The sequence below is a fragment of the Bradyrhizobium canariense genome, assembly GCF_900105125.1.
In the GTDB taxonomy this organism is placed as follows: domain Bacteria; phylum Pseudomonadota; class Alphaproteobacteria; order Rhizobiales; family Xanthobacteraceae; genus Bradyrhizobium; species Bradyrhizobium canariense_A.
In genome coordinates this window covers 4847285-4869387 of sequence record NZ_LT629750.1, presented here as the reverse complement: position 1 = coordinate 4869387, position 22103 = coordinate 4847285, and the positions used below count along the sequence as shown (strand labels likewise).

The 22103-nt window shown below is 61.7% G+C and carries 15 protein-coding genes and 1 pseudogene; 6 read left to right on the top strand and 10 right to left on the bottom strand.

Annotation, left to right across the window (positions count from 1 at the left end; genetic code table 11):
* Nucleotides 1-55 precede the first annotated feature (55 nt).
* The 3 genes and pseudogenes from BLV09_RS23185 to BLV09_RS23175 all read right to left on the bottom strand — a co-directional run.
* Nucleotides 56-875 (bottom strand): annotated as a pseudogene (locus BLV09_RS23185) (sugar phosphate isomerase/epimerase family protein); the annotation flags it as partial.
* Between the two features lie 3 nt (nucleotides 876-878).
* Nucleotides 879-2216, bottom strand: coding sequence for an MFS transporter (locus BLV09_RS23180; protein ID WP_146689038.1), 1338 nt, complete (start codon nucleotides 2214-2216; stop codon nucleotides 879-881).
* Between the two features lie 86 nt (nucleotides 2217-2302).
* Complete coding sequence (locus tag BLV09_RS23175) at nucleotides 2303-3172, bottom strand: phytanoyl-CoA dioxygenase family protein (protein ID WP_146689037.1); 870 nt, start codon at nucleotides 3170-3172, stop codon at nucleotides 2303-2305.
* A 104-nt stretch (nucleotides 3173-3276) separates the two neighbouring features.
* On the opposite strand from BLV09_RS23175, the gene BLV09_RS23170 reads away from it, so the two are divergent.
* Nucleotides 3277-4275, top strand: coding sequence for a LacI family DNA-binding transcriptional regulator (locus BLV09_RS23170; protein WP_100384624.1), 999 nt, complete (start codon nucleotides 3277-3279; stop codon nucleotides 4273-4275).
* Nucleotides 4276-4376: 101 nt separating this feature from the next.
* On the opposite strand, the gene BLV09_RS23165 is transcribed toward BLV09_RS23170, so the two are convergent.
* Nucleotides 4377-6758 (bottom strand): TonB-dependent receptor, encoded by a 2382-nt coding sequence (locus BLV09_RS23165; RefSeq protein ID WP_197684976.1) that lies wholly within the window; start codon nucleotides 6756-6758, stop codon nucleotides 4377-4379.
* 694 nt (nucleotides 6759-7452) lie between these two features.
* On the opposite strand from BLV09_RS23165, the gene BLV09_RS23160 reads away from it, so the two are divergent.
* The 3 genes from BLV09_RS23160 to BLV09_RS23150 all read left to right on the top strand — a co-directional run bounded on the left by BLV09_RS23160 (nucleotide 7453) and on the right by BLV09_RS23150 (nucleotide 13087).
* Complete coding sequence (locus tag BLV09_RS23160; RefSeq protein ID WP_244549196.1) at nucleotides 7453-8619, top strand: efflux RND transporter periplasmic adaptor subunit; 1167 nt, start codon at nucleotides 7453-7455, stop codon at nucleotides 8617-8619.
* A complete protein-coding gene (locus BLV09_RS23155; protein WP_146689035.1) occupies nucleotides 8616-11774 on the top strand; it encodes an efflux RND transporter permease subunit in 3159 nt (1052 codons plus the stop codon). Before BLV09_RS23160 ends, BLV09_RS23155 begins: the two co-directional genes overlap by 4 nt.
* A gap of 119 nt (nucleotides 11775-11893) precedes the next feature.
* Complete coding sequence (locus BLV09_RS23150; RefSeq protein WP_146689034.1) at nucleotides 11894-13087, top strand: ABC transporter substrate-binding protein; 1194 nt, start codon at nucleotides 11894-11896, stop codon at nucleotides 13085-13087.
* Between the two features lie 72 nt (nucleotides 13088-13159).
* Here BLV09_RS23150 and BLV09_RS23145 read toward each other — a convergent pair whose 3' ends face one another.
* A complete protein-coding gene (locus BLV09_RS23145; RefSeq protein WP_146689033.1) occupies nucleotides 13160-14830 on the bottom strand; it encodes a sulfatase-like hydrolase/transferase in 1671 nt (556 codons plus the stop codon).
* Nucleotides 14831-14839: 9 nt separating this feature from the next.
* On the opposite strand from BLV09_RS23145, the gene BLV09_RS23140 reads away from it, so the two are divergent.
* The gene (locus BLV09_RS23140; RefSeq protein ID WP_146689032.1) at nucleotides 14840-15019 is read left to right on the top strand and encodes a hypothetical protein; all 180 of its coding nucleotides are present in this window, start codon (nucleotides 14840-14842) and stop codon (nucleotides 15017-15019) included.
* A gap of 53 nt (nucleotides 15020-15072) precedes the next feature.
* On the opposite strand, the gene BLV09_RS23135 is transcribed toward BLV09_RS23140, so the two are convergent.
* The 5 genes from BLV09_RS23135 to BLV09_RS23115 form a co-directional block, all read right to left on the bottom strand.
* The gene (locus BLV09_RS23135; RefSeq protein WP_146689031.1) at nucleotides 15073-15465 is read right to left on the bottom strand and encodes an MAPEG family protein; all 393 of its coding nucleotides are present in this window, start codon (nucleotides 15463-15465) and stop codon (nucleotides 15073-15075) included.
* Between the two features lie 33 nt (nucleotides 15466-15498).
* Nucleotides 15499-16587, bottom strand: coding sequence for a lipocalin-like domain-containing protein (locus BLV09_RS23130; protein WP_146689030.1), 1089 nt, complete (start codon nucleotides 16585-16587; stop codon nucleotides 15499-15501).
* Nucleotides 16577-19039, bottom strand: a complete 2463-nt coding sequence (locus tag BLV09_RS23125) for an ABC transporter permease (RefSeq protein ID WP_146689029.1) — start codon at nucleotides 19037-19039, stop codon at nucleotides 16577-16579. The genes BLV09_RS23130 and BLV09_RS23125 overlap by 11 nt, the downstream gene beginning before the upstream one ends.
* Nucleotides 19036-19635 (bottom strand): ABC transporter ATP-binding protein, encoded by a 600-nt coding sequence (locus tag BLV09_RS23120; RefSeq protein WP_244548796.1) that lies wholly within the window; start codon nucleotides 19633-19635, stop codon nucleotides 19036-19038. The genes BLV09_RS23125 and BLV09_RS23120 overlap by 4 nt, the downstream gene beginning before the upstream one ends.
* 94 nt (nucleotides 19636-19729) lie before the next feature.
* Nucleotides 19730-20503 carry a class I SAM-dependent methyltransferase gene (locus BLV09_RS23115; protein WP_244548795.1) on the bottom strand — a complete coding sequence of 258 codons (774 nt, stop codon included), beginning with the start codon at nucleotides 20501-20503 and terminating at the stop codon, nucleotides 19730-19732.
* A 300-nt stretch (nucleotides 20504-20803) separates the two neighbouring features.
* On the opposite strand from BLV09_RS23115, the gene BLV09_RS23110 reads away from it, so the two are divergent.
* Complete coding sequence (locus tag BLV09_RS23110) at nucleotides 20804-22081, top strand: MFS transporter (protein ID WP_146689028.1); 1278 nt, start codon at nucleotides 20804-20806, stop codon at nucleotides 22079-22081.
* Nucleotides 22082-22103 lie beyond the last annotated feature (22 nt).

Here is a 22103-nt window from a genome sequence, read left to right as displayed (position 1 = left end):
GGGCCGTCCGTCCGTTCAGCCGTAACCTTGATGGGCCGAGCGCTTCCTCGTCGATGATGCGCTGCCACAGCGCCCGGATCATATCCTTCATGACCAGCGCGTCCTGCCAGCGACAGCTCGGCGCCGTCGGGTCCGGTGATGGCGTAAGGCGGCGGACCAAGTTCGCACAGGAAGGTCAGCACCGCGTCAGGTTTCGCCCGTTTCCGCCAGGAGCGGATGGCGTATTCCCACCAGCCCATGAACAACGCGACCCAGCCCGCGTGCTGCGGAAAGCCGAGCGAAATCTGCACCTGCTCGCGGCTCGCGATCCGTCCATGAATGCCCCAGCTATGATCCAGAATGCGATGGATCATCGCATGGTTCACCTCGTCCACCGGCCAGGCGAACTCGCGGCCCACGAGATAATGCGAAACGTCCGCCGTCAGCCGCAGATCTGGAAAACAATCCAGCAGTTGCAACGTGAAGAACAGGTCGGTGGTCATGCGGTCGCGATGGGTTTCGACGTGCACCGCCACGCCCGCCTGATCGGCCAGCCGCCGCCAGCCGTCGAGCAGCGGAATGCATTGTTCGATCCGATGCGGCCGCACGTTCGGCTGCAGGTTGACGTGATCGTCCCCGAGCCGCGCTACCAGTTCCAGCACCGGTTTGAGATCATCGACATCGGTCGGGTAGCACTGCGCCCACATCATGCCGTGGTCGCGCAGGAAGCAGGTCACTTCCGTTGCGAAAGCAGGGTTGACGAAGCGGACGCCGGCGCCGTCGAAGCCGGCATCGCGGATCATGGCAAGCTGCGTCTGCAGCGGCAATTCCGGCTCATCGGCCAGCCGCCGCTCCATCGCCCAGAGCGACTGCAGGATACGAAGTTGCTGCGCCATGGTTCAGGCTTGCAACGGTATTGCCGCGGGGTGCATGGCGCCGTCGGACGTGTTGTCGACGGTGATGCTCTCTTCATAGGTTTCGGGCCCGGCCCAGATCGCAACCGCGGTCAGTCCGGACAGAACGGCTGCGTAGCACGCAACCGGCCACCAGCTTCCGGACCATGCCACCAGCGCGGCGGCGAGCGCCGGTGCAGGACCGCCGGCCAGCAGCGAACCCAATTCGCGCGCGAAAGCAAAGCCGGCAAAGCGCCGCTGCGGCGGAAACAGCTCGGCAAAATAGGCCGCCTGCGGGCCGAACATGGCCGCCGTCACCACGGCCCGCGCCACCAGGAACGCCAGCGCGATCCAGATCCACTCTTTGGTTTCGATCAGCCAGAAGAACGGGAAGGCGAATGCTATGCCGGCCAGCGCGCCGAATATGTAGACCGGACGCCGGCCGATACGGTCCGACAGCGACGCAAAGCTGACGATGGCGAACAGTTCGACGACGAAGGCCAGCATCAACGCGCTCAGCGCCTGAGATTTCGGTACGCCCAGCGTGGTGATGATGTAGTTGAGGCCAAATACCGGAAACAGATAGCCAAGCCCGTTTTCGGCCAGCCGCGCGCCCAGCACCACCATGAAATTTCGGGGATGCCGGCGCAGCGCTTGCATCGCCGGATTGCGTTCGACCTTGCCGCGCGCCAGCACCGCTTCGGTAAAGACCGGGGTTTCCGCGACCCGCAAGCGCACGAAAATGCCGACCAGAATAAGGGTGAAACTCGCCAGGAACGGCAGCCGCCAGCCCCACGACATCAGTTCGTCATGCGGCAGCGTGGTGACGAGTGCGAAAGCAGCCGCCGCGAGCAGATTGCCGATCGATACGCCGAGCGGCGCAAAACTGCCCCAGAAGCCGCGATGGCGCGCCGGTGCGTTCTCCACCAGATAGATCACCGCGCCGCCATATTCGGCGCCGGCTCCCAACCCCTGGATCACGCGCAGGCCGACCAGCATGACCGGCGCCCAAATACCGACTTGGGCATAGGTCGGCAACAGACCGATCGCCGTGGTGCCGATGCCGATCATCAGCAATGTTGCTACCAGCACTGGTTTTCGTCCGAACCGGTCGCCCATGATGCCGCCCAGCGGCCGCACCACGAAGCCGACGCCGAAGGTCAGGAACGACAGCAGCGTGCCGATTGCCGGATCGCTTTTCGGAAAGAAGAGATCCCCGAACACCAGCGCTGCGGCAGTGCCGTACAGGAAAAAGTCGTACCACTCGAGCGCGGACCCGACACTGGCCGCGAGGATCACGCGCAAGCGCGCACGCATGCTGCTATCGGCTGTCTTCTCCGTCATCGTTTCCCCCGTTTTGCTTTTTTGTCATTTTGTTTTCATCGTTATCTTGATCGTAGACGCCCGCGTATGGCGCGGGCGCGTCGGCATCACGCGGCGCGGGTGAAGTAAGATTTCTTCGACGCGGACTGCGTTTCGTAGATCGACCCCTGTCGCCTGGCGGGGGGCAGCGGAAGGCGCACGGGAACATTGGTCATCCGCGGCTCCACGACCGGATCGCCGGACAGCAGACGGCTGTTGAATTCGTCGAAATCCTTGACGCCCATCAGCGGCCACGCGTCGCTTGCCGCAACTTCGTAGAGCAAGAGGTTGCGCGGACGGTCCGAGGTGTTCAGCGCAGATCCGTGCAGCGCGCGAACATGATGGAACGACATGCTGCCGGCCCGGCCCATGCAAGGCAGCGCGCGATCGATCTCGCTCTTGATGGTATCGGGATCGATCAGACCTGCGAAGCAGCCGTCATCGCCGTGATGGTTCCAGACCTCGCCGGTGTGCGTGCCCGGCGTGACCAGCATCGGTCCGTTGGTGATGTCGCAGTCGTCCAGCAGCACGCCGATCGCGAGCACATCGTCATTGGTGTGCGGATAGAAAGCCCAATCCTGGTGCCACTCGACCGGCGATCCGTAACGCGCCGACTTCATATTGAGCTTGGAGCCGTGCAGCCTCAGGCCCGGGCCGATCAATTTCGTCAAGATGTCGATGATAGCCGGGCTGCGCACGATATCGTTGAAGATGGCATGCACCTTGTGCGGCGCCTTGATCCGGCGGACGCGGGGGCTTTCGGCGGTGTGGCCGGGCTCGAGGTCATAGACATCGGTATGCTCTAGCGTCTTGGCTGATCCCGCGACCAGCTCAGTGATCACGCCGCGCACTTCGGCCAGCGTTTTCTGGTCCAATACTTCGGGCACCACGATCACGCCGTCGCGCCGATAGGTCTCCACATCCTGTTCTGAAATCATCGGTTTCTCCCTAGTAACCGGTATTTGCGCTAATGATAGCGCTGTCATTTGGTTGAAACAAGCCAAATCGTGCATTCCTGACCGGCGCTCGCTAGAGTTCCCGGATGAACGCTGCTGACTCCAATGAACCCCATTCCGCTCCGACGCTGTCTGCCGTGGCCAAACTGGCCGGGGTGTCGGCGATCACCGTCAGCCGCGTGGTGCGCCTGCCCAATCTGGTGGCGCCCGAAACCCGGGCTCGGGTCGAAGCGGCGATGCGGGAATTGGGCTACGTGCCCAATCTGGTCGCCGGCTCGCTGGCGAGCGCCCGCACCAGTTCGGTCGGCGTGCTGGTGCCGACGATCGCGAACTCGATTTTCGCCGATACCGTGCAGGGCCTGTCCGACGAACTGGAGCCGCTCGGCTATGCCGTGATCCTGGCGCAGTCGCGTTACGACGCCGCACGCGAGGATCATATGCTGGCTGCGCTGCTGTCGCGGCGCCCCGAGGCCATCATCATGGTGGGCTCGCCTGCCACCGATGACGGTGCAAGATTACTGCGGCGCGCCGGCATTCCGATCGTCGAGACCTGGGAGTTGCCGACGGATCCGATCGATGCGGTCGCCGGATTTGACAATTACGCCGCCGGTGTCGCAGTGGCGCAGCATCTGTTTGCGCAGGGCCGCCGGCACCTGGCATTCATCGGCGGCGACGACCCCCGGGCGACGCGGCGCTGGCATGGATTCTCGGACACCGCTGTGGCTGCCGGCGCCAAAATGCCGCGCCGGTTGATCCTGGAACGCAATGCCACGGGCAGCACCGTCGCGCTGGCCGAGTTGCCCGGCGTCGATGCGGTGTTTGCCGCCAATGATGCGCATGCCATCGGCTTCATGGCGGGCCTGCGAAAAGCCGGACTGCTACGGATCGGACCGGCTACCGAACAGCCGGTTGCCGTCATCGGCCTCGGTGATCTCGAGATGGGCCGGCTAATCGCGCCGAGCCTCAGCACTATTCGCGTTCATGGCGATGCCATCGGCCGTACCGCGGCAAAGCTGATGCTGACGCGCAGTGGGCCGCGCCACGTCGATCTCGGTTTTGAACTCGTGCTGCGCGACAGCGGCTGAGTTTGCGTTCCTGCTGACTACCCCAGCGTCATGGGCGCGGCCGCAGGTCTTATTGTGCCGAGCCCGCGGCGTACCGATCACGCCGCGGACGAAGCATCCATTCATTCGTGGTAGCGGACGGTGACGAAGGCGCCCAGTCCTTCGCCCACAAATCCGCCGGCGCCGTTCGCGGCAACGAAATAGCGTTCGTTGGTAATGTTTTTCACGTTCAGCGCGACGCCCCAATTGGCATTGTCCCAGCCGATCATCGCGTTGCCGATCACGAAGGCGGGGACGGAGTTGACGTTGGTCGTATCACTATAGGTCTTGTCCCGATAGTTGACGCCGGCGCCTACCTGGAAGCCCGGCACGCCACCAATCGAAAATTTGTAGGTGCTCCAGAGGTTCGCCATATAGGCCGGAACGCCCTGCGGATGATTGCCCACTGTCGTCAGGGCCTGCGGAGCATTGGTCACGACAGCCTCCATCGCGGTCGCATTGGCGAGCAGATGCCACTGCTCGGTGATCGCTGCATCCAGCGACGCCTCGACACCATTGATGAGCTGGCTGTCGAAGGCGACCGATTCCTGGCCGAGGCTGTTGCTGAACAGCGTGGCGACATTATCACGTGAGATGTTAAAGGCCGAAGTGTCCAAAACGACCTTGTCGTGGAACATCGAGAACTTGACGCCGGCCTCATATTGCAGCGCCGACTCCGGCGCGCCGATGCCGTTAAAGGTATTTTCCGAGTTGAAATTTGAAAGGTAGCTCTTCGAGACTCCAACATAGGGCGAGATACCGGGGTAGATCTTGTAGAGCGTGCCGACGTTCCAGCTCACCGGCGAGTCGTTGCGGCTTTCCGGTACGCCAGCGATAAGCGGTACGCCGGTGTTGGTGAAGCGGCCCGGCACGGTGATCAGCGGATCCAGCACCTCGTGATAGAAGTCCTGGCGGAGGCCGACGCGGAGCTTCCATTTGTCGGTCAGGTCCATCTGGTCGGTGGCGTAGAAGCCATAATAATCCGCCACCAGATGATCATTGTCGCAGGAATGTTTGGCGTCGCACTGGAAATTCAGGCTGGCCGGCGACAACTCCGGCGGCGTCGGTGCGAAGATATTGGCGATGTTCGGAAGATCGGCCGTCCTGCGCTGCGTATCCAGAACCTGATGCTGATATTCGAAGCCGGTCAGCAGGGTGTGCTGCACCGAGCCCGTACCAAACTTCCAGACCGGCTCGAACTGATAGTCCAAGCTGCCGTCTGAATCGTCCTGTGAGCGCAATTGCCGGCCAACGAGCGTATCTCCGACGATATGCGTGCCGGTGGAGCTCATGCTGTCGTTGTTACGCATCACGTCGATGTCGCGATGCGTATAGGAGAAGCGGTTATTGATGGTCAGGAAGTCCGTGACGTCCCATTTGTCGGTCAGCGTGGGGCGGATGTAGTCCTGATCGGCGAAAGAAAACGGCGTCGAGTACTTCGCGCTGGTCGAAACACCCGTAATCGGCGAGCCGTTCAGATAGATCAGGCCGTAAGAATCGGGTGTTTGCTCGATATGGCGGGCGTCGAGGGCGAAGGTGAGGGTGTGGTCCTGGACATGCCAAGTGAATTCAGGGCGGACCTCGTAGTCCCTGCTCGCAAGATCGCGAAAACCGTCCGCGCGCGAGAAGGTGGTGTCGATCCGATAGTTCAGGCCGTCGATGGTGGTGGGGCCGGTAACGTAATTGCTGTTGATGACGGTCCCAAACGATCCCGCCTGCAAGCTGCTGCCCCAATGAAACACGGGCGATGGATCGTAGTGGACGATGTTGATGGTGCCGCCGGGGGGTCCGCTGCCGAACAACGCCGAGCCCGGGCCTTCCAGAATTTCGATCCGTCGCACACCGTTCAGCGTATGCGTCAGACCGCCGAGCTGATCGCCGTCAGAAAAGCCGTCGGTATAGACCTGGGCGTTCAGGCCGCGGATCAGGAAGTGATCGAAATAGCCCAGTGAATCCTGGCCGCCGGTATTGATGCCGCTGGCGTTGGTGACGGCGTCGCGCAGCGTCGTGGTGCCTTGCTCGGTGAGAACTTCGCGGGGAATGATCTGCACACTGACGGGCAAATCCTCGAGCTTGGTTCCGGTCTTGCCGAGCGACGGCGCCTGTTGCAGCGGAGGACCGGAATTGTTGTTGTTCGGGCCGTTGCCGGTGTCGACCACAGCCGCCGTTTGCGCCGCCGGCTTGGGCGGCTGGTTCGAGCGCGCGGTCCTTCGTTTTGCCGCGGCTGTTGCGGTCGCGGGCGCCCGCTTCTGGGCGGGGCGATTTTTCGGCGCATCGATCTGCACCGGAGGAAGGCTCGTCGGCCTGTCGGTTGTTTGGGCCTGCACTGATGCAGGCAGGAACGCCACCATCGCGATGCAGAAAAATCCAGCGTGGCAATACGCACGCCCACGCTGATAAATGTCGACGCGATTGTTGACCCTTGTGCCGACCCCTGGCTCTCTAACGAGCTTTTCGATTTTCACGTGACGCCCCACATTAGAATTAGAATAATAGTAATCTGCAGCGACGTTATGTCGCTGTATCCCGTACATACCCAGTGGAGATCGCACTATTCCGACGCAGCAGCGCCGTTGTGCGTTGAATGCTTCTAAAATGGCTGGCCGAGTTGAATTCGGCCGATCAGCGCGATCGCACTCCGTCGCCGCCTGCAAGCGCTGCGGTCGATCTGTCGCGTCACCTTTTTGAGTTCAGACCACATGTTCGCGCAAATTGATTTGCGCGTATCGCGCCAACGTCATCTTGGTCGGATGGCTCCACGACCAGAACATGAGCGCGAATTCCTCCGCACTCATGCGATCTCATTTTGCGAGCGATGGGATTCCGCCGCCGTCGATCATCGGTGCGAAATCATCCGGTCCAAATGTTTGCGAGATCGGAAGCTCTTTGTTCTGCCAGGCCGGCAATCGGCGCCATGAGTCCGGCAGATCTTGATGTCGGATAGATTGATTTGCTCGCCATATTGCAAAAACAGCGTGAAACGCAGCGCTCGCACGCACAAATATTTCGCTTGATCCTGGCCCGTTATTGAACAGACTGGTCGCTGCTCTCATCTTGATCCAGCCGCGACGAGCGGCCGCCTCGATTGATCGCGGCAAAGAGTACAGAGGAGGCGCCATGCTCGCGGCCGTGAAATGGGAGAAGTCAGCTCAAACAATAATCTTTAAGCTCCATTCACGCGGCGGCCTGGTATCGTTGGCTGTTCTCTTGGCCGTCGCCTTGTCCGGCTGCGGTGACAAGCCCGCGCCGCAGGCGGCGGCCGCAGCGCCACCGGTCACCGTCGCGGTGCCTACCAAGCGCACCGTCACGGATTGGGATGAATTCACCGGCCGGTTCGAGGCTGTGGAAGAGGTGCAGGTCCGCGCCCGGGTCGGCGGCTTTGTCACCAATGTCGAGTTCAAGGACGGCGACATGGTTCGTGCCGGCGACCTGCTCTACATCATCGACCCGCGTCCGTTCGAGGCAGTGGCGACCCAGGCAGACGGCCAGCTTGCGGACGCGCGGGCGAAGGCGGAACTCGCCAAGCGCGACCTCGATCGTGGCCTGACCCTGGTCGAGACCAGTGCGGTCTCCGAACAGGTCGTCGACCAGCGCCGGCAAGCCTTGCAGGCGGCGCACGCCGCCGAGACCGTCGCCGAAGGCGCGCTGAAGGCGGCCCAGCTCAACATCGAATTCAGTCATGTGCTGGCCCCGATCAGCGGCAGGGTCAGCCGCCATCTCGTCAGCGTCGGCAATCTGGTGCAAGGCAGCGACAGCGGCTCGACGCTGCTGACCTCGATCGTCTCGCTCGACCCGATCTATGTGTATTTCGACATGGACGAAGCCACCTATGTCAGAAACAACCGGCTTTATTTTGCAGGCAAGCGGCCGAGTTCGCGCGAAACGCCAAACCCCGTTCAGGTGACGCTGGTGGGCGAAACCAAACCGTCGCATGATGGCAAGGTGGATTTCCTCGACAACCGGCTGGATCTCAGCACCGGCACGCTGCGCGGGCGGGCGGTGATCCCGAACAAGGACCTCTCCATTTTGCCCGGGCAGTTCGGCCGGGTGCGGCTGATCGGAAGCTCGCCCTATGAGGCGCTGCTGCTGCCGGATTCCGCTGTTGCGACCGATCAATCGCGCAAGATCGTCTTCGTGGTGAAGGACGACGACACCGTCGAGGCTCGCGCCGTGACGCTCGGTCCGCTCGATGACGGCCTGCGCGTCATTCGCGAAGGCCTGAAGCCGGACGATCGCGTGATCGTCGATGGCATCCAGCGCGCCCGCGTCGGGGCGAAAGTGAGCCCGCACGCCGCCCAGGCCGCTCCTGCCGGCAGCAAGACATGAATCTCGGTCAGCTTTCCATCAACCGGCCGATCCTCGCGATGGTGCTGTCCATCGTGCTGGTGATCGTCGGCGCCATTGCCTACACCACGCTGCCGGTCGCGGAGTATCCGCAGGTGGTTCCTCCGACTGTCGTGGTGACGACGCAATATCCCGGCGCTTCCGCGCAAACCGTTTCCGACACTGTCGCTGCGCCGATCGAGCAGCAGATCAACGGTGTCGAAGACATGCTGTATATGTACAGCCAGGCGACCTCGAACGGTCAGCTTACCATCACCGTCACGTTCAAGCTGGGTACCGATCTCGACAAGGCCCAGGTGCTGGTTCAGAACCGGGTTGCGATCGCGCAGCCTCAGTTGCCGGAGGAGGTCCAGCGCAACGGCGTCGTCACGGAGAAGAACAGTCCTGACATATTGCTGGTCGTGTTCATGCTGTCGCCGGACGACACGTTCGACCAGCTCTACATCAGCAACTACGCGTTGTTGCAGGTCCGCGACCAATTACTGCGGCTGGACGGAATCGGCGACATCCAGATTTTTGGCGCGCGCGATTACTCGATGCGCCTGTGGCTCGATCCGGACCGGATCGCCAACCTGGGTCTGACAGCGGGCGACGTGCTGGCGGCGATCCGTGCCCAGAATCTGCAGATCACCGGTGGCCAATTGGGGGCGCCCCCGATCGTCGACCGGGCGTTCCAGCCGAATCTGACTTTTACGGGGCGGTTGAAAGACCCGCAACAGTTCGAGGACATCGTCATCAAGGCCGGATCTGACGGACGCACGGTGCGGCTGCGTGACGTGGCCCGGATCGAATTGGGCGCGCTGGACTATTCCACCAACAGTTTCCTGCTTCGGAAGTCCGCGGTCGCGCTGCTGGTGACCCAGCGGCCCGGCTCGAATGCGCTGGCCACCGCAAAAAACATTTCCGATACGATGGCGAAGCTCAAGGCCAATTTCCCTCGCGGGCTTGAATATAATATCGGCTACAACCCGACGGAATTCATCGCCCAGTCCATCAGCGAACTGATCAAGACGATCTATGAGGCGATGGTGCTCGTCGTCATCGTCGTGCTGGTGTTCCTGCAGGGGTGGCGACCTGCCATCATCCCGATTGTCGCGATTCCGGTATCGCTGGTCGGCACCTTCGCGGTGATGGCGGCGCTGGGATTTGGAATCAACAACCTGACCTTGTTCGGTCTTGTTCTCGCGGTCGGCATCGTGGTCGACGACGCCATTGTGGTGGTCGAAAACGTCGAGCGGCATCTTCGTGACGGCATGAGCCGGCGTGATGCCGCGCTGAAGACGATGGAGGAAGTCGGCGGCGCGCTGGTCTCGATCGCGCTCGTGCTCTGTGCGGTATTCGTGCCAACCGCGTTTCTCGGCGGCATCTCCGGACAGTTCTTTCAGCAATTCGCCATCACCATCGCGGTCGCAACGGCGATCTCCTGCTTCTGTTCGCTGACGCTTTCTCCCGCATTGGCCTCGCTGATTCTGCAGCCGCATGAAGAAAAGAAGCCGTCGGCAGCCTGGAATTTCATCGGGCGCGGCTGGGAGGGGTTTACCGGCTATTTCAACCGCGGCTTTGATCGGCTGTCGCATGGCTATGCGAGCGTGGCGGGCTTTGTGATCCGGCATTCGGTCGTGATGCTGCTGGTCTATGTGGTGCTGATCGGCAGCGCGGGGTGGTTGATCGTCACCACGCCGCAAGGCTTCATTCCCGCGCAGGATCGGGGCTACGTCATCGTTGCCGTGCAATTACCCGGCGCCGCTTCGCTTACGCGGACCACCGAAGTCGTTCGCAAGATCGAGGAAATCGCACTGGGCACCCCGGGCATCGTGCGCGTGCCGTCGTTCGCCGGTCTGTCCGGCGCCACCCGTACCCAGGCCAGCAATGCTGCGGCGCTGTTTCCAGTGTTCGACGAGCCGGAAGCGCGCGCCAAGAAGGGCCTGACGGCGACCTCGATCACAGCCGAACTGCGAAAACGGCTGGCCAGCCTGGAGGACGCGTTCATCATCGTCATTCCGCCGCCCTCGGTCCCCGGGATCGGCACCGGCGGCGGCTTTACGATGCGCATTGAGGATCGCCAGGGCCGCGGCAGCGAGCTGCTGGCGCAGGTGACCGACGATCTGGTGGCGGCAGCGCGCAAGGCGCCGGGGCTGACTGCGGTGTTTTCTCCCTACGCGGCGAACACGCCGCAGGTGTTCGTCGACATCGACCGCATCAAGGCGCAAAAGCTCGGTGTTCCCATCCAGAACGTCACGGACGCGATCGAGACTTATTTCGGCTCGGCCTATGTCAACGACTTCAATATTCTCGGCCGCACCTATCACGTCACCGCGCAGGCGGATCTGCCGTTCCGCAAGGAAACTGCCGATCTCGCGCGCCTGCGCACCCGCAACGCCGCGGGCGACATGGTGCTGCTCGGCAGCGTCGTGAATTTCAGCGATATCGCAGGACCGGATCGCGTCGCCCGTTACAACCTCTACACGTCATCAGAACTTCAGGGCGACACGCTGCCGGGAACGAGCTCAACAACCGCGATCAACACGATGAAGCAGTTGGCGGAAGAGACGCTGCCCAGCGGTTTCTCCTATGAGTGGACCGACCTGTCCTATCAGCAGGTCACGGGGGCAAACGCGGGTCTCTATGTATTTCCGATCTGCGTGCTGTTCGTGTTCCTGGTGCTGGCGGCGCAATATGGCAGCTGGAGCCTGCCGTTTGCCGTCATCCTGATCGTGCCGATGTGCCTGCTCGCAGCCACCATCGGGGTGCGGATCATGGGGCAGGACGTCAACATCCTCACCCAGATCGGGTTCGTGGTTCTCGTAGGGCTGGCGGCGAAGAACGCGATCCTGATCGTCGAGTTCGCCCGCGACATCGAGGCCGAAGGCCGGGAACGTCTGGAAGCCGTCATCGAAGCCTGCCGGCTGCGGCTGCGGCCGATCCTGATGACGTCGTTTGCGTTCATCCTCGGCGTGCTGCCGCTGGTGATTTCTTCCGGCTCGGGGTCTGAAATGCGGCAGGCGGTCGGTGTCGCCGTGTTTTTCGGCATGCTCGGGGTGACGCTGTTCGGGCTGATCTTCACGCCGATCTTCTACATGGTGGTCCGCGGCCTGGCCGATCCACGGCCACGCCGTGAAAAGCCGACTGCAGTCTGATATCGTAGGGGCGGCAGCAAGGCTCTCGACGCCTTGATGCGATCTGCTTGTCGGAAATAGGTGGGTGGCTGCAGGGTTATAAGAATCATGCGGGCAACAGAAGCGCTGTGGAGACAGGGATGAAATCGATAGTGTGGGCGGCTGCCGCCATGGGTGGCCTTTTGATCGCCGCGCCGGCTTCGGCGCAGGGCGTCAAGATCGGCATTCTGAACGATCAATCGGGGGTCTACGCAGACTACGGCGGCAAATATTCCGTCGAGGCCGCTCGGATGGCGATCGAGGATTTCGGCGGCAGCGTGCTCGGCCAGAAGATCGAAATGGTCACGGCCGACCACCAGAACAAGCCGGACCTCGCCGCCAGCATCGCGCGGCGCTGGTATGATGTCGAAGGCGTCGACATGATCACAGAGCTGACGACGTCGTCGGTGGCGCTGGCGGTCCAGGATCTTTCGAGGGAGAAAAAGAAGATCGACATCGTGGTGGGCGCCGCGACCTCGCGGATCACCGGCGACGCTTGCACGCCGTACGGCTTCCACTGGGCTTTCGATACGCACGCGCTCGCGGTCGGCACTGGCGGTGCGCTGGTCAAGGCCGGCGGCGATAGCTGGTTTTTCCTGACTGCCGATTATGCTTTCGGTTATTCGCTTGAAAAGGACACCAGCGATATCGTCCAGGCCAATGGCGGCAAGGTGCTCGGCTCGGTCCGCATTCCCCTGAACTCTTCGGACTTCTCCTCGTTTCTGCTGCAGGCGCAAAGCTCGAAAGCCAAGATCGTTGGTCTTGCCAATGCCGGGTTAGATACGACGAACTCGATCAAGCAGGCGGCGGAATTCGGCATCGTCAATGGTGGCCAGAAGCTTGCCGGCCTCTTGATGACCCTGTCGGAAGTGCATGGTCTCGGATTGCAGGCGGCGCAGGGCCTCGTGCTGACGGAAGGTTTTTATTGGGATCGCGATGACAGATCGCGCGCCTTTGGCGAACGCTTCATGCAGCGTACCGGCCGGATGCCGAGCATGATCCATGCCGGCACCTATTCGGCGACGCTGCAATATCTCAAGGCGGTAAAGGCCGCAGGCACCAAGGACTCCGATGCGGTGGTCAAGAAACTGAAGGAGTTGCCGGTCGACGACGCCTTTGCCCAAGGCGGCAAGGTTCTCGAAAACGGCCGCATGGTGCATGACCTCTATCTGTTCGAGGTCAAGAAGCCGTCGGAATCGAGGAAGCCGTGGGACTATTACAAGCAGCTCGCCGTCGTGCCGGGCGACCAGGCGTTCCCTTCCGCCAAGAACAGCGGCTGCCCACTGACGAAGTGACCGCAAGCTACCCTGTCCCGGGCGCAACGTGTCGCACCGGCTGGCATTGCCGGCCGTAACGTCCGTGCGTGTTTAATATTGATACCGCACGGCTGGCGCCACATCGATCACGCCTCGTTCGACGAGCGTGCGGTGGAAGCGGCGCTTTCGTTCCGACGAGGACGCGAAGTAGGATTCACCACACTGCTCGAGAAGGGTCGCGCGCGTGGCAAAAATCTCGTCGAGCGGCAAACCTGCCCGCTGCAAAGCGACGGTCCCAAGAAAGGCAACATCAAGATCCCTGCCTCGTCCGGAAGCAAGCCGGCCTAAGTCGAAATTCAAGGTTTCGATGGCATAGAAGGTGCGGAACTGGCGCTTGGCATCTGCCGGCAGCTTGAGTTTTGCCTCGATCCGCCGCGTCATCACGGGTTGATGATCTCCGTAGTGGACGATCAGCGCTGGACGTTTGGGAAAACGGGTTGAGAGTTCGGACTTGAGTCTTTTCCAGGTCTCGGCAGTTTCCACAAGGCGCGCGTAATACTCCGCATAATAGGGATCGGGAAGGCTTGTGGCGGCAAAGGCCCGCTCGCGCTCGAAGCATCCGGATGCGGCCAGCTTTCGGTTGTGCGGGCCATGATTGAAGTTGGTCAGCGCATATAGAAACCGGGGTGTTGCGTCCTCCGCGATCCCTTTTGCATGGGCGTCGATTGCGGCATCCAGAAACAAGGCGTCGGAATTGGTCGTTTCAAATCGAGCGATGTCGAACGGCAACGGAAAATCATCGGTAAAAATACGTTCGCTGATACCGATCGAACGGTAAAACTCATCATAGTTGAGAAAGTTGCGGCGGCAGCTGGATGCGAGCGTCGTCTTGTATCCAAGCGCCGTCAGCGAATGGGGAAGGCTGTTATGGAATCGGCCGGCACCTCGCTTAAACAGGAAATAGGCATTTGACCCGAAGCTCGCGCTGGAAAGGCCGGTCAGCAGGCTGAATTCGGATTGCCATGATCCGCCGCCAAAAATATCGACGTTAAGGCTTCCATAGAGCGCGTGTTTCGGAGACAGAAACGCCTCGACAACCGGCTCAACCGGAAGCCCGTACACGCGCGGGTCGAAGATCGATTCATGCTGGATGACGATAATGTCGGGATAATCGAAGCTGCGTGCCGGAATGGCCGCTATCAGCGGCAGCGGGTCGCTGGCGATATCGCTCAGCGCCAGGCCGCCGAACTGCCGCCAGGAGAGCGGATCGAGAAGGGAGGCCATGAAGCTTGAAAAGAAGCATCGCCGCTGCGCCGCGATCTGCTGGAACGTAATGGCTCCGCCGCTTGCCCGGTATGCGGCGATCAGACTGGCAAGGGTAATGCCGAAAAAGATAATTTGAAGTTCTTGGGAAACCGGCGGCCCCGGCAGGTAGAGAGCTGCAACGGCGGCAACAATGAGTGCGAGGCTTCCAGCGACAACAGTGAATACCGCAAGCGGATACTGTACGAAAAAGAACGGGACTGTTCCCGCAAACGCCAGCGGCAGATCCGCGACGATCAGCTTCCGCCCGCTATGTTTGTACTTGACGCTTGATGCTCCGAAAATTGCCAATGCCAGAATCGACGACAATAAAATAGCTCGTTCGAAATCGCCGAGCACGAACAGCAATAACGCAGCACTGAAGCACAGCGCGGCAATGGCCAGTGCAAGGTGCTCAACGCTGCGCTCTGCGATCCAAATGATGCCGATCGCTGCCGCAAGTATCGGGATCAATGTCATATCGATAAGATGGCTGACGATGCATTGAAACTCAACAGCCGCTATACCGTCAAAGCAGGTAAAGACAGCGGGCGGTTAATTGTCCGGATCACAATCAGCCGCAGCTATAACGCCAATACCGCCCTTTTTGGGGACGGTTCGGGCCTGACGCGATGTCGGCCTTGGGTCAACGATGGCGCCCAAAGCTGACTTCGATCAGGCTTTGTTCATGAGTCCGTATCCATGAGGATCCGTGCCAGTCTTCACGCGTGTACAAGCCGCCAGATGATGGCGCCGAGCGAACCCAGCCAGAGGACGATGCAGGCGAGTGCCTGAATGGCAAAGCCCGGCCCGCGTTTTTCGACCGCTCGCATATAGCCGACCATGTAGAGAATGCGGCCCACGATCCAGACCAGGCCAAGCGCTGCGGCGCTGGCATCGCCGATATAGATCGCAAACAGCCAGAGCGACGGCAGAAAGATCGGCATCCATTCCAGCGTGTTCATCTGCACGCGAAACACCCGCTCGAAGTCCGGATGGCCGGATATCGCCGGCAATTTGACGCCGTAGGCCATGCGCGCTCGCGACACCTGAATGCTGGTGAAGAGGTAGAGCAGGATCGACAGGCAGGTGACGAGTGCGGTGAAATCATACATCGCGAAATTTCCCTTGAAGTGATAGCGAGTCTCTCAATAGCCGGTCATCTCGAGATATCCTACGCCGCTGTGGCTGCCGGTGAAGCTGATCGGTCCTTCCCAATAGGGAAAACTCGTTCCCATCCAGCTTCGGGCATTCAGGGCGATGGTCTCGATCGCAAAGCCACGCGCGGCGATCTCGATGCGCCATGCCGTCGGCAGCTTTCGAGCCCCGATCTCCGTCAAGGCCATTGGCGTCATCCTGATTTCTGCGGGGGGAACTGGCTCTGATCCTCCGTCAGATCTAATCCAGTTACCGGAAGCGTAGTCGTTGCCGTCGGTCTGACGCAGCCGAAACAACATCAATTTCTCGCCTGAAGCGAGATGCAACGAGAGCCAGTCCCAGCCGGTCTGATCTGCCGCGAGCGGCTGGCTGCTCCATTCCCGATCCATCCACGCCTGTCCGGTGACCTCGGCCGGCTTGTCGTCAATGGTAATGTGGCCTGTTACCTTGAAAAACGGCTGGCTGAAATAATAGGATGCCTGTCCGCGTTCCGACTTCCTGCTGTAGCCGGCCTCTCCCTGAAGAGCCAGCGGATGATCCGCGTCGAGCCGCAGCGCGTAACTGAAGTCCGCGCCAGACGCGCTTAGTTCAAGCGGGGCGATGGTCATGTCGTTCATGGCGTCGAGCCCGCGCATCTCCCAGGAATCGATCCAGGCTTGAAACGGCTTTGCCTCCACGCCGGCCTGACCCACGCCGCCGCGCGCAAATGTTTCGCTGAACCTGTGAAGATCCGCCCGCGTCACGGCGGCATGGCCCATCCAGATCTGCTGATTGGCCCATTCCTGTTGTTGCGGGCCAGGTCTTGATGCCTCCCGAAACAAGGTCCATTGCGCGCCATAGGCTGCGCCAGTTGAATCCGTGAGGTTGGCGGTGACGTACCACCACTCGATCCGGTAATCCGGGTGCGGGCCAAGATCAGCAGGGAAGGAAAACGCCTTGCCGGGAACGACGGTCGCGAATCCATCCGCCTGCTTGCCAAGCCCAGCAAAGCCTTGCGCGCGTGCGAAGCTCGAGCCGAGCCCGAGAACGACGGCGCCGCCTGCGAAGGCGCGGCGGGATATCTTGAGCCTATCGCTCATCAGCGAAAATCTTGACGAGGGTAGCCGGCTGCATGCGCGCCAGCTTGAGCGCCGGAAGCAGCGCGGCGAACAGCGAGGCCAGCATGGCTACGCCGACCAACTCGATTAGTTGCAGTGGGAAAACATGAAACGGCAACCGCCAGCCGAATGCCTTCACATTCACCACCGCGATCAGGCACCACGCGACCAGCAGACCGAGCGGCAGCGCCAGCAGGGTCGTGATCAGCGCAACGGACATGGTTTTCAGGAGTTCAATTGACGCAAGCTGCCGCCGCGTGATTCCAATCGCCCATAATGGCGCGAGTTGAGGCAGACGGGAATTGCCCAGGGTCAACAGGCTGGTCAGCAATGCGACGCCCGCGACACCGAGCGTGAACGCGTTCAGCGCGGCGGTCACGGCAAAGGTCCGGTTGAAGATTCGTGTCGAGTCGGCTTTCAGCGTGGCCTGATCGATGAGGTTGCGGCCGTCGAGGCCGAACTTGTCCTGCAAGGCTGACATCAGTGCCGGAATCTCGGTCCGCGCGACGCGCAAGCCCAGCCGCGTTAGCGGAATGTCGGGGAAGCGCCGCGTCAGCGCCGCGAAATTGACGGCAATCTGTCCTTTGGGATTGCCGTAATCGGCATAGATGCCGACCACTTCAAGCGTCCAGTTTCCGCCTGATGTGGGCACGTCGATGTGATCGCCGATCGTGAGGTTCAGACGCCGGGCCAATTGCTCGCTGACAAAGCCGGCATCACCGGGACGAAGGCGAACCCAGGCGCTGTTAGCAGCCTGGAGCAGCGGCCAGTGATCCCGATAGGTGGCATGATCGGAAAGACCCAGGATTTCAACCGGTGCGCCCGCGATCTGTGCATCGGCGCGGCCGCCCGGCAGGATCGCCTGCACCTCGGGACGCTGGCTCAACCATGCCCTGATCTCGGCGGCCTGCGTATTGTCTGACGCGTTGATGTAGACGTCCGCTGCCAGCCTGCCATCGAGCCAGGTGACAAAAGTACGGCTAAAAGTTTCCACCATGGTGCCGACGCCGACATTGACGGCGAGCGCGAGCAACAGCGCCATCAGCGCCAGCGACAATCCCGAAAGCTGCTGGCGGCTATCGGCCCACCACCAGACCGCGAGCGCTCGACGAGCATGGCGCTGGCCCAGCGATAGCACCAGTTCCAGCAACGCCGGCAGGAGCAGCGCCGCGCCGAGCAGCAACGCCGCCAGCACGGCAAATCCTGACAGCAGTGAGTCGCCGAACCACAGCAAGCAGCCGGCGGCGACCAGCACGATGACGGCAACCCCGCTTTGGAGAATCAACCATCGGTGCTGTTGCTGTTGCCAGGCCTGAGGTTGCGCAGTAGCCAGCACGGGCATACGAATCGCTTTCGTCAAGCTCGCAGTTGCGGCCGCCAATGCGCCGATGACGCTGATCGCGAGGCCGGCGAACCACCACTGCGGCTTCAACGTCAACTGTCCCGGAATCTCCGCGCCGTAGAGACCGCGCAGGCTGGCCGCCACATCGGGCAGCAGCAAGGCCGCGATCAAATAACCGCAGACCAATCCTGCGATGCCTGCGACCAGCGCCAGCGTGACCAGTTCGAGCAGCAGCGCTGAATTCAGCATGCGGGCGGACACGCCGCAGGCGCGCAACGTTCGCAGCATCGGCAGGCGCTGCTCGAACGCAAGTCCGATCGCCGAATTAACGATGAACAGCCCCACAAAAAACGACAGCAGGCCGAACGCTGTCAGGTTGAGGTGAAAGCTGTCGGTGAGGCGTTCGAGATCGCTTTCCGCGTCTGCGGCGACCAGGCGGAGCTTGTCGCCGGCGATGGTCGCCAGCGGCGCTCGTGGTCCCCTGGCTTTACCGACCAACAGGCGGGAAATCCGGTCCGGCATATTCAGAAGCTGTTGCGCCATGCCGATATCGACCACCAATACGCCAGGCGCCAGCAGCGGCTGTGCATGCAGCGGCGACAGCGATGCACCGCTGCTCGCCAGCGGCGCGGCGCCTTCGGCCAGGCCGAGTTCGGAAAGCATTTCGGGCGCGACCAACGTCTCACCGGGTGGCGTGATGAAGGCTTGCAGATCCGCTCTTCCGATCGCCGGCGCGTTGCCGACTTCAGCGGGCAGTGTAACCGGTTCTATGCCCAACAGCCGGAACGACCGCCCGCCGATCTGAAGACGACCTTCGAGTACGGGCGAGACCGGCCAGCCGGCACGGCGCAGGTCAACAAAGAGTTGCTGCGGGAAGGCCGTGCCGTCTTTACCGATCAGCATCGGGGTTCTCACGCCGCCGAAAGCCGCCGCGGCGCGATCGTAGCTGCTGCGCGCCTGCTGGTTCAGCGCCTGCACGCCGCTCCACAAGGCGGTCGCGGAAATCAGTCCGATCAGCAAGGTCGCAAGCTGCATCGGATGCCGCCGCCAATGGCTGAGCAGGACTGCGAGAATCCAGACGATGCCGCTCATGCGATCAGCCCGGCGCTGAGGTTGATCCGCCGGTCGAGCGTCGCGGCAAGGCGCACGCTGTGCGTCACCATCAACAGGCCGCAGCCGGTTCGTGCGACAAGATCGCGCGTGAGCGCGAGAACCTGGTCTGCGGTTGCCTCATCGAGATTGCCGGTGGGTTCGTCGGCGAGCAGCAGCAGCGGCTTCACCGCCAGCGCGCGACCGATGGCGACCCGCTGCTGCTGGCCGCCGGACAATTGTTCGGGATAGCGCTTCAGCAAATTGCCGAGGCCCAGGCGCTCCACCAGTTCGTCATGCCAGGCCGCATCGTGACGGCCGGCGATGCGGGTCTGGAAGGCGAGATTATCTTCCACATTGAGGCTCGGGATCAGATTGAATTGCTGAAACACCAGACCCAGCCGATCCCGCCGCAACGCTGCCCGGCCGGCGTCGGTCAGATCGCCGACCGAAATGTCCGCCAGCCGAACTTCGCCGCCATCGGCGCGATCGAGTCCCGCGATCAGATGCAACAGCGTGCTTTTGCCGCTGCCGGACTCGCCGGTGAGCGCGACGCGCTCGCCCGCCGCGATCTCCAGATTCACGCCTCGGAGCACCATGACTTGCTCTCCCGCAGAGCGATAGGTCTTGGTCAGATTCCGGACGCTCAGCACGATGTGGTCGCAGCTTTCCATGTAGAGCGCGGGCGAGGCCTCATGACGGCTTTTGATACTTCAGCACGAACTCGTCGGTAGGGACCTGCGGATGGAATACCGGCGCGTCCCGCGGATCTTCGGGATGGCGCAGAAAATCAGCCTCGGTCACCAGTTTGAAGCCGGCCGCCTCGATCTCCTGGCGCAGCGTGCTTTCCTCGATGCGATGAAGCGTCTTGCCAACGGTCGCGCTGTCGCCTGATTTGGCGGAGTGGTCGGCGATCACAAGGAAGCCGCCGGGCTTCAGCGCCGCGAACATCTTGCGGTTCATCTCGGCACGATCGACCGGCATGTAGGTCATATCGTGATAGGCAAAGAAGAACGTAATCAGGTCGAGGCCGCCGACATCTGGCGGAATCGGGTCATCGTAATTCCTGACGACATGCACGACGTTTTTCATTGCCGGCTTTTGCGCCCGAGTGTCGAATTTGTCCTTCACGGACCGCTCGACGACAGCGGCGGAATCCTGCGCATACACTGTGCCGGATGGCGCGACCGCGCGGGCCAGCAGCTCGGTGCTGTAGCCACCGCTGGCTTCCATATCCAGCACCTTCATTCCGGGTTTGGCGCCGGTGAAGGCAAGCATCTTGGCGGGCTGGCGGCGCTGATCGGTTTGCCGATCGGCGTCGCTTCGATCCGGCGAGGCGACAATGGCTTCGTAGTCCGGAGTCTTGGCGTCCTGCGCGGTCGCGGGCCCCATGCCCCATGCGCAGAACATCGAGAGAATGGCAAACACGCCGGCGGCCGGCGCACGGCGATAAATAGATATGGTCATATCCAAAAATCCTTCTGATCTCCGCTCAACATACCAAGACCATAGGGGGATATCACGGTCTCAATCGTGACAGCGACGCGATCGTGATCCAGCAATATTTTCGAGCGTCCTCGGAGCCAGCAGGAGTCTGGTTGCAACGCAACGTCAAGCCGGATGTCGGAGGACAAGCGCACCCGGGCGGCGGCCGATCGGCGATCCGACCAAAATGTCGGGTTGCAATGCCGGCGGGGCCGTGGATAGCATTGGACCAAGCCAGCCAACAAGGCTACCAGACACGCGATAAGCAGGGGGAGAGTAAACATGACCGCGCAGCCGACGCCCAAGGGCGCCTGGAAAATCACCTTTCTCCTGTTTCTGTTCATGCTGGTGAATTTCGCGGACAAGATCGTGGTCGGCCTCGCCGGCGTGCCGATCATGACCGAGCTGAAGCTCGAGCCTGAACAGTTCGGCTTGCTCGGCTCCTCGTTCTTCTTCCTGTTTTCGATCTCGGCCATTGTCGTCGGTTTCATCGTCAACCGCGTCGCGACGCGCTGGGTACTTTTGGCGTTGGCGCTGGTATGGGCGCTGGCGCAGTTTCCGATGGTGGGCACCATCGGGTTCACCACGCTGCTGATCTGCCGCGTCATCCTCGGCGCCGGCGAGGGGCCGGCGTTTTCGGTGGCGGTGCATGCGATCTACAAATGGTTTCCCGATGAGAAACGCACCCTTCCTACCGCGATCCTGTCGCAGGGATCGGCGTTCGGTGTGGTGCTTGCGGTACCGGCACTGAACTGGGTGATCGTCAACCACAGCTGGCACTATGCGTTTGGCGCGCTCGGCGTCGTCGGCCTGATGTGGGCCGCGGCGTGGCTGATCATGGGCAAGGAAGGTCCGCTGGTGCAAACCGTGGCGATGGCCGCGGCCGAACCCCGCATTCCGTATTTCCAGCTTTTGACGTCGCGAACCTTTGTCGGTTGCTGCATTGCAACGTTCGGGGCCTATTGGGCGCTTTCACTCGGTCTCACATGGTTCACGTCCTTCATCGTGAAGGGTCTCGGCTTCTCGCAGCAGGACGCCGGGTGGATTTCGATCCTGCCCTGGCTCTTCGGCGCTATGATCGTGATCCTCACCGGCTGGATCTCGCAGGTGCTGATGTCGCGTGGTGTCAGCACCCGCGGCGCACGCGGTGTGCTTGGCTCGGTCCCCCTGATCGTCGGTGGATTGATCCTCGCAATTTTCCCGCATGTCGAGGTCGGCGGATTGATGATTGCGCTTCTCGTCGTCGGCTCCGGGCTTAGCGGATCGATCTATGTGGTCTGTCCGCCGATGATCGGGGAGTTCACGCCGGTGTCGCAGCGCGGCGCCATGATCGCAATCTACGGCGCGATCTACACGCTTGCTGGAATTGTGGCGCCATTGGTGATGGGCAACGTGATCCAGCGCACGACGGGTCAGATTGACGGCTACATGATCGGATACACCATCAACGCCGTTGTTCTGGTGGTGTCTGGATTGCTCGGCCTATTGTTGCTCTGGCCCAACACCGAACGCGCGCGCCTGACCGGTCAAGGGGAGACAGCGCAGCCGAAATTTGCGTGAGGCGAGCAGCGGCCGTCTCCCG